The following is a 12,264-nucleotide window of genomic DNA, read 5'->3' on the forward strand; positions in this document are numbered from 1 at the left end:
GGCCTGCCCCTCAATAGGCACTCCCCGTAGGCCGCACCACAATCTCGCTCACATCCACCCCATCCGGCTGCTCGATCGCGTAAACAAGCGCACGTGCGATCGCATCCGGCTCCAACGCAACCTTTCGAAACGCTTTCATCGCCTCGCGCGCGGTCTCGTCGGAAATCGAGTCGGCCAGTTCTGATTCGACCACGCCGGGGCAGACGACGGTGACGCGGATTTTGTCGGTTTCCTGCCGAAGGCCGTCGGAGATGGCGCGAACAGCGAATTTGGTGGCGCAGTACACCGCGGCGGTTGGGGAAACGGCTAAGCCGCCGATGGACGAGATGTTGATGATCTGACCGTGCCCTTGCGATTGCATGCTCGGCAGCACGGCGGCGATGCCGTGCAGTACGCCGCGCACGTTGACGTCGAGCATCTGGTTCCACTCTGCGATTTTCAGCGCGGCGAGCGGCGACAGGGGCATGATGCCGGCGTTGTTGATGATCACGTCGATCTTGCCAAACGCGTGTTTGGCGAAGTCGGCAAAGGCTTGCATGTCGAGCGCATCGGTCACGTCCAGCGCACGGAAGCGTGCCGAGCCGCCCTGCGCTTCGATGTCTGCCGCCAGCATCTCCAGACGCTCGATGCGCCGAGCGCCCAGCACCACGTGTGCGCCCTTGGCGGCGATGAGTCGGGCGGCAGCTTCGCCAATGCCGCTGCTGGCACCTGTGATCAGTACAACCTTGCCTTGAATGTTCGACATGACTGGCTTTCCTCGTGAGTCATCGTTGGCTCAGTTTCAGCGCGCGGCTCAAACTGATTGCGATGGCCATGCTACGAGTCGCTCATCACTGTGCGCATGCCGATACCTGCGCGACACTTGCCTATTCCTGTCTGTGGGTCTGCCTTACGCTGAATCGCTGCACAATGGCCGCTATGATGGCGTTCGATGCAAAGGAAAGGCGTGCAGCAACACTGACTTGGGACGGGGTTATTCATGGATACACACAATGCTGCGAGCGCTCCGGGCACCAATGTTTGCCGGGCTGAAATCATCCAGTTGCTGACGCAGCGCTTTGCGGCACCCGGTGTTTATGAAACCGCTATTGCGCCGCTGCACGTTATCCGCTGCGATGCACCGTCCGAGCTGATTCATGCGCTGCATCGGCCAGCCCTTTGCGTGATCGTTCAAGGTCGCAAGGAGGTTGCGCTGGGCGATGAGCAATATGTGTACGGCCCGCTCAAGTACCTGATCGTCGCGGTGACTGTGCCGGTCGCCGGGCGCGTGCTGGAAGCGAGTGGCGAGGCGCCCTATCTGTGCATTCGTCTGGATTTCGAGCCTGCGCACATTGCCCAGCTCATTGCGGAAGCGCCATTGAACGGCGTTCCGGACGAGCCGCAGCGGGGCCTGTTTCTTGAGCCAATGGATCAGCCATTGCTGGAGACGGTGTTGAGGCTGGTGCGCCTGCTCGACACGCCTCGCGACATCGGCATGCTCGCGCCCCTTGCACTTCGGGAGCTCTACTACCGGCTGCTACGCGGCAACAATGGGCGGCGACTCTACGAAATCGCGGTTGGGGATTCGCAGACGCATCGCGTTACGCGGGCGGTCGACTGGCTGAACAGTCATTACACCGAGCCGCTGCGCATCGACGAGCTGGCGCGTCTGGCCAACCTCGGCAATTCGACGCTGCACCACCGATTCAAGGCGCTGACCGCCATGAGCCCGTTGCAGTACCAGAAAAAGCTGCGCCTGCAAGAGGCTCGACGACTGATCATCAATGAAGGCCTGGACGCCTCCAGCGCCTGCTATCGCGTCGGCTATGAAAGCCCTTCGCAGTTCAGCAGGGAGTACAGCCGCCAGTTTGGCTGCCCGCCCTCGACAGATCTCAGCCGAGTGCGGCAGATTGGCTGACCTCCCCGTCTGATATCAGCGACCGGGCGCGGCCAACCGCGCATATTGGTCCTGACTGATCCACCCGGTAAACGAGCGATCATCGGCATTGATGAACTCGACCTGAGCCGCGCCATCCTTGAATGCCAGAACCCCGACAACGTCATCCTTGACGATATAGGCGCCTCGGGTGGCTTTGGCATTCGGTGTTTTTTGCAGCCAGGCCTTGTCCGCCGTGACGGTCACCAGACCGACCCACTGCTTGCTGGCGGTCCGGGTCAGATCCATGCCGGTGGCGATGTCCGGCGCCATCACGTTCATGCAGCCGGGGTGCTGCCGGCCTTGCTCGATCGTCAGCACCACGCCATCAGCCGAGGCCTTTAGTGTTCCTGGGTAGACGTCATCAAGCCAGGACGACACCGCTGCGCCCTTCCCGGCCTCGACCTTGCCTTGCAGATAGAACGCACAGCTGAATGCCTCGCCGCGCGTCTCCGAGTAATAACCCTCGACCTGATGCTCGGGCGTTACGGCCAGCATCAACTGCTCGTACTTGCCGGAATGCAGTGCCGTGTCCTGAGCGAAAACCGACGTGCCGACACACAACCACAAGGTTGCGGCCAGCGAGCAGTGAGTAAGGGGACGTTTGTCAGTCATGCTTCCATCCATAGAACGTTCGAATAGCCGGGAGGAGTGGCCAGTCCATGACTGGCGCGCCGAGACGTTAGCGTATTTCGGCGCGCAACTGTATCACTGAAGTCCGGAGCGATTCATGGCTGCGACGCGAAGGCCAGTACACGTTTGAGCATCTCGCTTCGCGAGCAGGTCAGGTGTCTGGCCGGCTGTGCATGACAATGTTCAGCACTACAGCGCACTGAAAGCAAAACAAAGGAAAGCCCTTATTCGGCTTTTTCAGCCCCTGCGGCCCCACCAGCCTTCTCTTCCAGCTCGACCATCTTGGCCTCCAGCGCTTCGAGGCGCGCGCGGGTGCGGGCGAGGACGGCCATCTGGCTGTCGAACTCTTCACGGCTGACCAGATCCAGTTTGCTGAAGCCGCTTTGCAGCAGGGCCTTGAACTGGGTTTCGAATTCGCTGCGCGGTACAGGCGTTTCGCCATTGAACAGGCGAGAGGCGTGGCCGCTGAGAGCGTCAAGAAAGGCTTTGGGCGCGAGCATGGTTATTTTCCTGAATCAGAGGCCGGCAGTGTAACACGCAGTGTCTATAGTCAATCCCAGGTGCGCAATGCACGTTTATGGAGCGCAGTGACGGGCACATGAGCACCATTGCTGTGCATTAGCGCCATGATGGACCCTGCAAGGTTATGCAAAACCAGCCCAAGGGCCTGTATTCAATGAATATTCGCGAGGTGGCAAGCTTTCTGCTTAGTGGCTTATGACCCATGCACTGATGCAGTCGCTGTGACGAATGCAGTGCGGCAGGCGGAGCGGGGAAGTGTTTCGTCAGAAGCGGTTTTCTGGAGTTGGCCTGGCCTGATCAGGCGGCCAGCACGTTACAAAGCCAGACACTGCGCTTAGACTTGAGTCGGGTTTGTTTTCCTGGGGCAAGTCCACCAAATTCGGGAGAAAGTTTTCATGAAGCTAGTCACTGCCATCATCAAGCCGTTCAAACTGGATGACGTTCGCGAGTCGTTATCTGAAATCGGCGTGCAGGGCATCACCGTCACTGAAGTCAAAGGCTTCGGGCGTCAGAAGGGTCACACTGAGCTTTATCGCGGTGCTGAATACGTCGTCGACTTCCTTCCCAAAGTGAAGATCGATGTCGCCATCGATGACAAGGATCTGGATCGTGTCATCGAAGCCATAACCAAGGCCGCCAACACTGGCAAGATCGGTGACGGCAAGATTTTCGTGGTCAATCTGGAACAGGCCATTCGCATCCGTACCGGCGAGACCGATACAGACGCTATTTAAGCCGCCAAACCCAACGCCCCAGGAGAAAACAATATGACTCTGCGTCAATTCGCAGGGCTCGGTGCCCTGTTGTCCCTCGCATTACCTGGTCTTGCCCTGGCGGCTGACCCAGTGGCCGAGCCGGTGCTGAACTCTGGCGACACTGCATGGATGCTGACCTCGACCGCTCTGGTCCTGTTCATGACCATCCCCGGTCTCGCGCTGTTCTACGGCGGTATGGTTCGCTCCAAGAACATTCTGTCGGTGATGATGCAGTGTTTCGCCATCACCGGTCTGATCAGCATCCTGTGGGTCGTCTACGGCTACAGCATTGCGTTTGACACAACCGGTATGGAAGCGGGCATCGTCAACTTCAATTCCTTCTTTGGCGGTATGGGTAAAGCGTTCCTGGCAGGCATCACGCCGGCAAGCATTACCGGTCCTGCTGCGTTGTTCCCTGAGGCGGTGTTCGTCACCTTCCAGATGACCTTCGCGATCATCACCCCTGCCCTGATTGTCGGCGCTTTCGCAGAACGCATGAAGTTTTCCGCGATGCTGGTGTTCATGGGCATCTGGTTCACTCTGGTCTACGCGCCAATCGCCCACATGGTCTGGGGCGGCGTCGGTGGTTTGCTGTGGGACTGGGGCGTTCTGGACTTCGCTGGCGGTACCGTCGTACATATCAACGCCGGTGTAGCCGGTCTGGTAGCGTGCCTGGTACTGGGCAAGCGCAAAGGCTTCCCGACCACGCCGATGGCGCCGCACAACCTGGGTTACACCCTGATCGGCGCCGCGATGCTCTGGGTCGGCTGGTTCGGCTTCAACGCAGGCTCCGCAGCTGCGGCCAACGGTACTGCCGGTATGGCTATGCTGGTCACTCAAATCGCTACCGCGGCCGCCGCACTGGGCTGGATGTTCGCCGAGTGGCTGACTCACGGTAAGCCAAGTGCTCTGGGTATTGCCTCTGGTGTGGTTGCCGGCCTGGTTGCCGTTACCCCTGCGGCCGGTACCGTCGGCCCGATGGGCGCACTGATCATCGGTCTGGCAGCAGGCGTGATCTGCTTCTTCTGCGCGACCAGCCTCAAGCGCAAGCTGGGCTACGATGACTCCCTGGATGCGTTCGGCGTTCACGGCATCGGCGGTATCGTCGGCGCGATCCTGACCGGTGTGTTCGCAGCACCTGCACTGGGCGGCTTCGGCACCGTGACTGACATCGGTGCTCAGGTCTGGATTCAGTTCAAGGGCGTCGCGTTCACCGTTGTCTACACCGCAATCGTGACCTTCATCATCCTCAAGGTGCTGGATGCGGTCATGGGTCTGCGCGTCACCGACGAGGAAGAGTCTGTCGGTCTGGACCTCGCTCAACACAACGAGCGTGGCTACAACTTGTAAGCTTTAGCCTACGCAAAAAAGAATGCCCGGTCTCCGGGCATTTTTTTGTCTGACGTTTGTGGATATACCGCCGCTTTTTGCTGTCATTGATCTTGCCCGTGTCAATGATTTCGGCACCGTGACGCAGCGCAGGTAACGAGGTTGCGGCAGTCTTCGTCAACTTGCAGGGAAGCCGGTTTATTGCGCGCTTTGCTTTTTTCTCAGTCGAGTTAGAATGCGCGCCGAAGGTGCGGAGAACGGTATGTGGCATCAATCCAGGATTGCCTTGCGGGCCAGGCCCCGCGGGTTCCATCTGGTGACTGACGAGATAGTCGCGGGGTTGCCCCCGTTGCGCGGTTGTCGTGTCGGGCTTCTGCATGTATGGCTGCAACATACCTCGGCTTCGTTGACCGTCAACGAAAATGCCGATCCGGCGGTACGTCGCGACTTTGAGCGTTTTTTCAACCGTCTGGTGCCCCAGGGCGTGGACGGCTACGAACATGACGACGAAGGCCCTGATGACTTGCCAGCGCATTTCAAGGCCAGTCTGCTGGGCTGCCAGTTGCTATTGCCGGTTACGGCAGGGCGACTGGCGCTGGGCACCTGGCAAGGTATTTACCTGGGCGAACACCGAGACGCTGGTGGGTCTCGTAACGTCCTTGCCACCCTTCAGGGTGAGTGGACATAACCGCTGAAATCAGCGGTTGTTGAATTTTTCCGGTTGCCTTAGCAATTTTGGGCGGTTGGGCTATAACTAATCAGCTTTCGCAAGTCATGAGGTAGAACATGAGCGACGACGACGATATTAAGGACGATCTGGAAGACGACCTGGAAGGCGAAGAGGACGGTGAGGAGCTTGCAGCTGCTTCCGGAGACGACCCGGTCGAAGCAGACGATGACGTTCCGGCACCTGCCGCAAAAGGCAAAGCCAAGGCTGCAGTCTCGGTCGATGAGCTGCCTAGCGTGGAAGCCAAGAACAAGGAGCGTGATGCTCTGGCACGTGCCATGGAAGAATTCCTGGCGCGTGGTGGCAAGGTGCAGGAAGTGGAGGCCAACGTGGTCGCCGATCCGCCCAAGAAGCCTGACAACAAATACGGTAGCCGCCCTATCTGAGGCTGCGTGACTGTATGAGGAAAGCCCGCCGTCGCTGCGGGCTTTTCTATGCGCGCTTGTCAGTGTGCTTTCAGGCCCAGCGCGCCAGCACCTCGGGCAGTTGCGACAGGTTATGGATCTCGGCATCCGGAAGTCGATCCGCATCCCAGGCCTTGCCTTGCGGGTTGTACCAGATGGCGCGCATGCCAGCCTGCTGGGCACCTGCAATGTCGTCCCTGGGGTGGTCACCGACATGCACCGCCGAACCGGCATCGACCTTTGCCCGGCGCAGCGCCTCCACGAACGGTGCCGGGTCAGGCTTGCCGATGCCCAGGTCCTCGGCGCACAGCGCGAAGGCAAAGTAGTCCGCCAGCCCCAGACGACGCACATCGGCATTGCCATTGGTAATCACGCCCAGCGTGAAGGTCTTGGCGAGAATCTCCAGCATCGGTTGCACCTCAGGGAAAATCTGCACCTGATGACGGCCCTGCAGAAACACTTCAAAGCCCCGGTCGGCCAGGTCCTGCGCCTCTTCCGGGTCGTAGCCGGCATCTTCGAGTGCATGAAACAGTACGCGGCGGCGCAAGGCGCTGATGCGGTGCTTGAAGGACGGGTCTTCGGCCACCAGACGCGAGCGGATTTCCCACAGGTGCTCGACAGGAACCGCCCCCAGCCTGGGCGCGTTTTCGCCCAGCCAGTCACGCAGCGTGACTTCGGCACCGGCAATGGCAGGGGCGGTGTCCCAGAGCGTGTCGTCAAGATCAAACGTCACCAGCTTAATCATCTGCAGCTCCTTTACGTTTGGCTCGAGGATGGGCGCTGTCATAAACAGTAGCCAAATGCTGGAAGTCCAGGTGTGTGTATATCTGCGTGGTCTTGATGTCCGCATGACCCAGCAGCTCCTGCACGGCGCGCAAGTCCTGTGACGATTCGAGCAGATGGCTGGCGAAGGAGTGCCGCAGCATGTGCGGGTGCAGATTCTGCCCCAGCTCTCGTTCACCGGCTGCCTTGAGTCGCACCTGAATCGCACGCGGGCCGAGGCGCTTGCCTTGCTGGCTGACAAATACCGCGTCGTCCTGCGGATGGGTCAGAGCGCGTAATGGCAGCCAGACTTCGAGTGCCTGACGCGCCTTGCTGCCCACAGGCAGTACGCGGGTCTTGCTGCCCTTACCCAGCACCTGCACCAGCCCGTCGCGCAGGTCCAGTTGGTCCAGGTTCAGGCCGGTCAGTTCGGACAGGCGCAACCCCGACGAGTACAGCAGTTCCAGAATGGCTTGGTCGCGGTGCGCCAGAAAATCATCTTCAACGCCGCCGTCCAGCAATTGCGCGGTGCGGTCGGTGTCCAGGGTCTTGGGCAGACGCCGCTCACCCTTGGGCGGTGACAGGCCGTTTGCCGGGTCGTGCTGGCAAATGCCTTCGCGATTGAGGTACTTGTAGAAGCCGCGCACCGCCGACAGCATCCGCGCCAGGCTGCGTGAAGACTGGCCCTGCTGGTGCTGGCGGGCAGTGAAGCTGCGCAGGTGCTGGATATCCAGATCACTCCAGCTCGACAACTGTGCCTTTTGGCAATACGCCAGAACCTTGCCCAGGTCGCGTCGGTAGGCCTCGAGCGTGTGAGGCGACACCTGGCGCTCACTGCGCAGGTGCATGCAGTAGGCGTCCAGATGCTGATCCATGGCTAGCGAACCGAGCGTAATGAGTGGGCGAAGCGCGGCAGCAGGCGACTCAGCACATCGGCGATATAACTGAGGAACAGGGTGCCGACCGAGCTTTTGTAATGCTGCGGATCACGGCTGCCGATGGCCAGCACGCCATGCAGTCCCAGATGATTGAGGCTGGCGATGGCGGTCGAACCGACTTCCTTGCCCTGTTCTGCACCGAACAGAAACGCCAGTTCGTGCTCGCGCAGGGCGCCACAGATGATTTTCTCGCCAATCAGGCCGCCGATGGCTTTCTGTGCTTCGGCGCCGCTGACCCAGCGACCCACGGGCATCGGGCTGTCGCTGAACAGGATCAGGCTGACAAAGGGCACCTGGAAGTCCTGACGCAGACTGTCTTCGACGGCGATGACCAACTCTTCCAGACTGGTCGCATCCATCAACGCGAGGTTCAGGCGGCGGGTCTTTTCGAACAGACGGTCGTTGTCCCGTGCGACGTCCATCAATTGCGACAGGCGATGGCGCATTTCGATATTGCGCTCGCGCAGCAGCTTGAGCTGACGCTCGACCAGCGAAACGGTGTCGCCACGCTGGTGCGGGATGCGCATCGACACCAGCAGCTCGTCGTGCTCGGCGAAGAAGTCAGGGTGCTCGAGCAGGAAGGCGATGACCGCCTCTGCTTCAAGGTCTGGCGCTGCGCTATCGACAGGCGATTCGCAGGGTGTGCCTGTTGAAGCGGGAGGTTGATCGGTCATGGTACTTACTCACTCAAAGACGGACTTGGCCTTCATAGACCCTGACTGCAGGGCCGGTCATCATGACAGAATGTCCCGGCCCAGCCCATTCGATGGACAGGCGCCCTCCGGGCAGGTCGATCAGCAACGGCGAGTCCATCCAGCCCTGACTGATGGCCGCGACAGCCGCCGCACAGGCACCGGTACCGCACGCCTGGGTTTCCCCGGCACCGCGTTCCCAGACACGCAACTGCGCACGCTGACGGTCCACAACGTGGAGAAATCCGACGTTGACCCGGGCCGGAAAGCGCGGGTGATGCTCGATCTTCGGCCCCAGTTCATGCACCGGTGCGTTATTGATGTCATCGACCCGCAGCACCGCGTGGGGATTGCCCATGGACACGGCCGCCATTTCGATATTCTGCCCGTCGACGTCAACGGTGTAACTGATGGCCTGTTCCGCTGCTTCGAAGGGTATCTCTTCGGGGACAAACCTTGGCGGCCCCATATCGACGCTGATCTGCCCGTCGCTGCGGATATCCAGTTCGATGATGCCGCTCTTGGTCTCGACGCGGATCTGCTTCTTGGCCGTCAGGCGCTTGTCGAGCACGAAACGGGCAAAGCAGCGTGCACCGTTGCCGCACTGCTCGACTTCGGAGCCGTCGGAATTGAAGATTCGATAGCGAAAGTCCACATCCGGGTTGTTCGGCGCCTCGACCAGCAAAAGCTGATCGAAACCGATACCGGTGTGGCGGTCGCCCCATTGTTTGGCGTGCTTGGGCAAGATATGCGCGTGCTGACTCACAAGGTCCAGGACCATGAAGTCGTTACCCAGCCCGTGCATCTTGGTAAAACGCAGCAGCATGGGGATTACTCCGGCAGCAGGCTTTCGCCAGCGAACAGCTCGGCCACGGTTTCGCGACGACGCACTTCAAAAGCCTGGGAACCGTCGACCAGTACCTCAGCGGCACGGCCACGGGTGTTGTAGTTCGAGCTCATGACGAAGCCATAGGCGCCGGCTGAATGAACGGCCAGCAGATCGCCCTCGGCCAGTGCCAGCTCGCGACCCTTGGCGAGGAAATCGCCGGTCTCGCAGATCGGCCCGACGATGTCGTACGCACGAGGTTCGCTGTCACGCGGACGCACCGCCGTGACATCCATCCAGGCCTGATACAGGGCAGGCCGGATCAGGTCGTTCATCGCCGCATCGACGATGGCAAAGTCCTTGTGCTCGGTGTGCTTGAGGTATTCGACACGGGTCAGCAGCGCCCCCGCGTTGGCAACGATGAAGCGTCCCGGCTCGAACAACAGCCCCAGGTCGCGACCGGCCAGACGCTCACGCACGGCCTTGATGTAGTCGGCCGCCAGCGGAGGCTCTTCATCGCGATAGCGCACGCCAAGGCCACCACCCAGATCGATGTGATGCAGATGAATGCCGCAATCGCCCAGACGATCGACCAGATCCAGCAGGCGATCCAGCGCATCGATGAACGGTTCGAGCGTGGTCAGTTGCGAGCCGATATGGCAGTCGACCCCGATCACTTCCAGGTTCGGCAGTTGCGAGGCGCGAATGTACACGTCTTCCGCTGCTGCAATGGCGATGCCGAACTTGTTTTCCTTGAGGCCCGTGGAGATGTAAGGGTGAGTGCCTGCATCCACGTCCGGATTGACCCGCAGCGATATCGGCGCACGAACGTTGAGTTCGGCAGCCACTTCCTGCAGACGCTCGAGCTCGTCGGTGGATTCGACGTTGAAGCAGTGCACGCCGACTTCAAGGGCGCGACGCATGTCTTCGCGGGTCTTGCCGACACCGGAAAACACGATCTTTTCGGCCTTGCCGTCCGCCGCCAGCACACGCTCCAGTTCGCCACGCGAGACGATGTCGAAACCGGCGCCAAGGCGCGCCAGGACATTGAGCACGCCCAGGTTGGAGTTGGCTTTCACGGCGAAGCAGACCATGTGCGGCATGCCGCTCAGCGCATCGGCGTAGGCACGGTATTGCGCTTCGATATGAGCGCGCGAGTAGACATAGGTCGGCGTGCCGAAGCGCTCGGCAATGGCAGACAATGCTACCCCTTCCGCGAACAGCTCACCGTCGCGGTAGTTGAAGGCGTCCATTGGAGTCCCTTAAAGGTGCTTGTGCGATTGCGATTTGGCTTGTTCGTCCGGGGTTTTGGTGTCATCCGGCAGATACAGCGGGCCTTTCTGGCCACAAGCTGTGACAAGACAAGCGACCGCGACAAGCGCAGCAAGCGAAGAGATCAGGCGCTTCATGGCGAAATCCTTTGTAAAAGCATTAATTGCGCCCGAGTATACCGACCACCCGGCACCTTGCCTATGCGAGCAGCGTCCCGTCTGGCGGGCCTTTGGCGCGAAAGCCGCAGCAGAGCTATGGTTGATCGGGATTAAAGTGCTCATGCATCGCCAATGATGAGTAAGCTTTGCATTTGCCTGGCTGCGTCCGTATCTTGCCCCTCTGCGCTATTTGCAGACACTTACCGAGGTTCCCGCAATGAGTTTGACCGAAGCCCGTTTTCACGACCTCGTCGATGCGACGCAGCAGAATATCGAAGACGTATTCGACGAGAGTGGTCTGGATGTGGACCTGGAAAACTCGGCCGGCGTCCTTACCGTCAAGTTCGAAAACGGCTCGCAACTGATCTTCAGTCGCCAGGAGCCGCTTCGTCAGCTGTGGCTGGCAGCCCGTTCGGGCGGTTTCCATTTCGATTATGACGAAGAGAACAGCCGTTGGGTATGCGACACCAGCGATGAGTTGCTCAGCGAGATGCTGGTGCGCATGACGCTTGAGCAGGCCGATGTCGAACTGGACTTCTCCGAGATCTGATCGTGAGCCAGTCACCCGTTCGACCGCCCAAGCCGCTTTTCAGCAATGTCAGCCCGGCAGTAGCCTCGCCGTGTATCAGCCTGTGTCGGCTCGATGAGCAGAAGGTTTGCCTGGGGTGCTTCCGTCATGTCGAAGACATCCGCGAATGGCGCTCGGCCGATGACGACCGCCGCCGCCAGATTCGCCACGAGGCCGATCAGCGTCGAGCCCGCGCCGAGGTTGACCAGGCCGCAGGCTGAAACCGCGTCGGGTTGTGTATTTACTGCGCTGTGTTAGTGTCAGACCTTGCCTCTGCAGACAAGAGGCTCGTCAAACCCCGCCAACTGGTGGGGTTTTGTTTTATTCATGGAGAATAAAGGAGTCTGCCCAGACCATGACCACAGCACCTTCGATCATCCTTACCCGACTCGACGTACAGCGTCTTGAGAGTTTTATCGCCAGCCAGGACGAAGACGCGCCGGGTATCCAGGCGTTGCAGGCCGAACTGGACCGCGCCGACCAGGTGGTTGGCCACGACGAAGTGCCTGCGGGCGTTGTGACCATGAATTCGCGTGTGCATTGCCGCGAAGAAGTCAGTGGCAAGGACTACCACCTCAAGCTGGTTTATCCACAGGATGCGGGCGCGGACGGCACCGTCTCGGTCCTGGCGCCAATGGGTTCAGCGCTGCTGGGTCTGCAAATCGGCCAACACATCGACTGGCCTGCACCGGGCGGCAAGACCCTGAAACTGACCTTGCTGGCGGTGGAATATCAGCCGGAAGCGGCGGGCGAGTACGAGTAA

General features: G+C 60.2%; 17 protein-coding genes. 8 read left to right on the plus strand and 9 right to left on the minus strand.

Annotation, left to right across the window (positions count from 1 at the left end):
• Nucleotides 1-10: 10 nt before the first annotated feature.
• Nucleotides 11-745 (minus strand): SDR family oxidoreductase, encoded by a 735-nt coding sequence (locus JOE34_RS05275; protein ID WP_209995166.1) that lies wholly within the window; start codon nt 743-745, stop codon nt 11-13.
• Between the two features lie 234 nt (nt 746-979).
• On the opposite strand from JOE34_RS05275, the gene JOE34_RS05280 reads away from it, so the two are divergent.
• Nucleotides 980-1,897: an AraC family transcriptional regulator gene (locus tag JOE34_RS05280; RefSeq protein WP_010408662.1), complete on the plus strand. Its 918-nt coding sequence runs from the start codon at nt 980-982 to the stop codon at nt 1,895-1,897.
• A gap of 15 nt (nt 1,898-1,912) precedes the next feature.
• On the opposite strand, the gene JOE34_RS05285 is transcribed toward JOE34_RS05280, so the two are convergent.
• Together JOE34_RS05285 and JOE34_RS05290 are read right to left on the minus strand one after the other, a co-directional pair.
• The gene (locus JOE34_RS05285; RefSeq protein ID WP_010408659.1) at nt 1,913-2,530 is read right to left on the minus strand and encodes a hypothetical protein; all 618 of its coding nucleotides are present in this window, start codon (nt 2,528-2,530) and stop codon (nt 1,913-1,915) included.
• Nucleotides 2,531-2,772: 242 nt separating this feature from the next.
• Nucleotides 2,773-3,048: an accessory factor UbiK family protein gene (locus JOE34_RS05290; protein ID WP_010408657.1), complete on the minus strand. Its 276-nt coding sequence runs from the start codon at nt 3,046-3,048 to the stop codon at nt 2,773-2,775.
• 417 nt (nt 3,049-3,465) lie between these two features.
• Here JOE34_RS05290 and glnK point away from each other — a divergent pair, with 417 nt between their 5' ends.
• From glnK to sutA, 4 genes are all read left to right on the plus strand, one after another.
• Nucleotides 3,466-3,804, plus strand: a complete 339-nt coding sequence (gene glnK / locus JOE34_RS05295) for a P-II family nitrogen regulator (RefSeq protein ID WP_002555808.1) — start codon at nt 3,466-3,468, stop codon at nt 3,802-3,804.
• 33 nt (nt 3,805-3,837) lie between these two features.
• On the plus strand, nt 3,838-5,175 hold the full coding sequence (locus tag JOE34_RS05300; RefSeq protein ID WP_010408534.1) for an ammonium transporter: 1,338 nt from the start codon (nt 3,838-3,840) through the stop codon (nt 5,173-5,175).
• Nucleotides 5,176-5,416: 241 nt separating this feature from the next.
• Nucleotides 5,417-5,842 (plus strand): secondary thiamine-phosphate synthase enzyme YjbQ, encoded by a 426-nt coding sequence (locus tag JOE34_RS05305; protein ID WP_003318084.1) that lies wholly within the window; start codon nt 5,417-5,419, stop codon nt 5,840-5,842.
• A gap of 98 nt (nt 5,843-5,940) precedes the next feature.
• Nucleotides 5,941-6,267: a transcriptional regulator SutA gene (sutA, locus tag JOE34_RS05310; protein WP_003425837.1), complete on the plus strand. Its 327-nt coding sequence runs from the start codon at nt 5,941-5,943 to the stop codon at nt 6,265-6,267.
• 70 nt (nt 6,268-6,337) lie between these two features.
• On the opposite strand, the gene JOE34_RS05315 is transcribed toward sutA, so the two are convergent.
• Genes JOE34_RS05315 through JOE34_RS05340 form a run of 6 tightly spaced genes read right to left on the minus strand, consistent with a single transcriptional unit; the run spans nt 6,338 to nt 10,912 of the window.
• The gene (locus tag JOE34_RS05315; protein ID WP_004403714.1) at nt 6,338-7,030 is read right to left on the minus strand and encodes an HAD family hydrolase; all 693 of its coding nucleotides are present in this window, start codon (nt 7,028-7,030) and stop codon (nt 6,338-6,340) included.
• Nucleotides 7,023-7,922, minus strand: coding sequence for a tyrosine recombinase XerC (gene xerC, locus JOE34_RS05320; protein WP_003318087.1), 900 nt, complete (start codon nt 7,920-7,922; stop codon nt 7,023-7,025). The genes JOE34_RS05315 and xerC overlap by 8 nt, the downstream gene beginning before the upstream one ends.
• Before the next feature lie 2 nt (nt 7,923-7,924).
• Nucleotides 7,925-8,659, minus strand: a complete 735-nt coding sequence (locus JOE34_RS05325) for a DUF484 family protein (protein ID WP_003408326.1) — start codon at nt 8,657-8,659, stop codon at nt 7,925-7,927.
• A 13-nt stretch (nt 8,660-8,672) separates the two neighbouring features.
• Entirely contained in the window at nt 8,673-9,503 is an 831-nt protein-coding gene (gene dapF / locus JOE34_RS05330) for a diaminopimelate epimerase (RefSeq protein WP_003437351.1), read from the minus strand.
• 5 nt (nt 9,504-9,508) lie between these two features.
• Nucleotides 9,509-10,756: a diaminopimelate decarboxylase gene (lysA, locus tag JOE34_RS05335; protein WP_209995175.1), complete on the minus strand. Its 1,248-nt coding sequence runs from the start codon at nt 10,754-10,756 to the stop codon at nt 9,509-9,511.
• Between the two features lie 9 nt (nt 10,757-10,765).
• A complete protein-coding gene (locus JOE34_RS05340) occupies nt 10,766-10,912 on the minus strand; it encodes a lipoprotein (protein ID WP_002555817.1) in 147 nt (48 codons plus the stop codon).
• Between the two features lie 238 nt (nt 10,913-11,150).
• Between JOE34_RS05340 and cyaY the strand changes: the two genes are divergently transcribed.
• From cyaY to rnk, 3 genes are all read left to right on the plus strand, one after another.
• Complete coding sequence (gene cyaY, locus JOE34_RS05345) at nt 11,151-11,483, plus strand: iron donor protein CyaY (protein ID WP_004403707.1); 333 nt, start codon at nt 11,151-11,153, stop codon at nt 11,481-11,483.
• 2 nt (nt 11,484-11,485) lie between these two features.
• Nucleotides 11,486-11,722: a DUF1289 domain-containing protein gene (locus tag JOE34_RS05350; RefSeq protein ID WP_003318094.1), complete on the plus strand. Its 237-nt coding sequence runs from the start codon at nt 11,486-11,488 to the stop codon at nt 11,720-11,722.
• 134 nt (nt 11,723-11,856) lie between these two features.
• On the plus strand, nt 11,857-12,264 hold the full coding sequence (rnk, locus tag JOE34_RS05355; protein ID WP_003344485.1) for a nucleoside diphosphate kinase regulator: 408 nt from the start codon (nt 11,857-11,859) through the stop codon (nt 12,262-12,264).

Origin of the sequence: Pseudomonas sp. PvP028, from assembly GCF_017832255.1 — a bacterium.
Taxonomy (GTDB): Bacteria; Pseudomonadota; Gammaproteobacteria; order Pseudomonadales; family Pseudomonadaceae; genus Aquipseudomonas; species Aquipseudomonas syringae.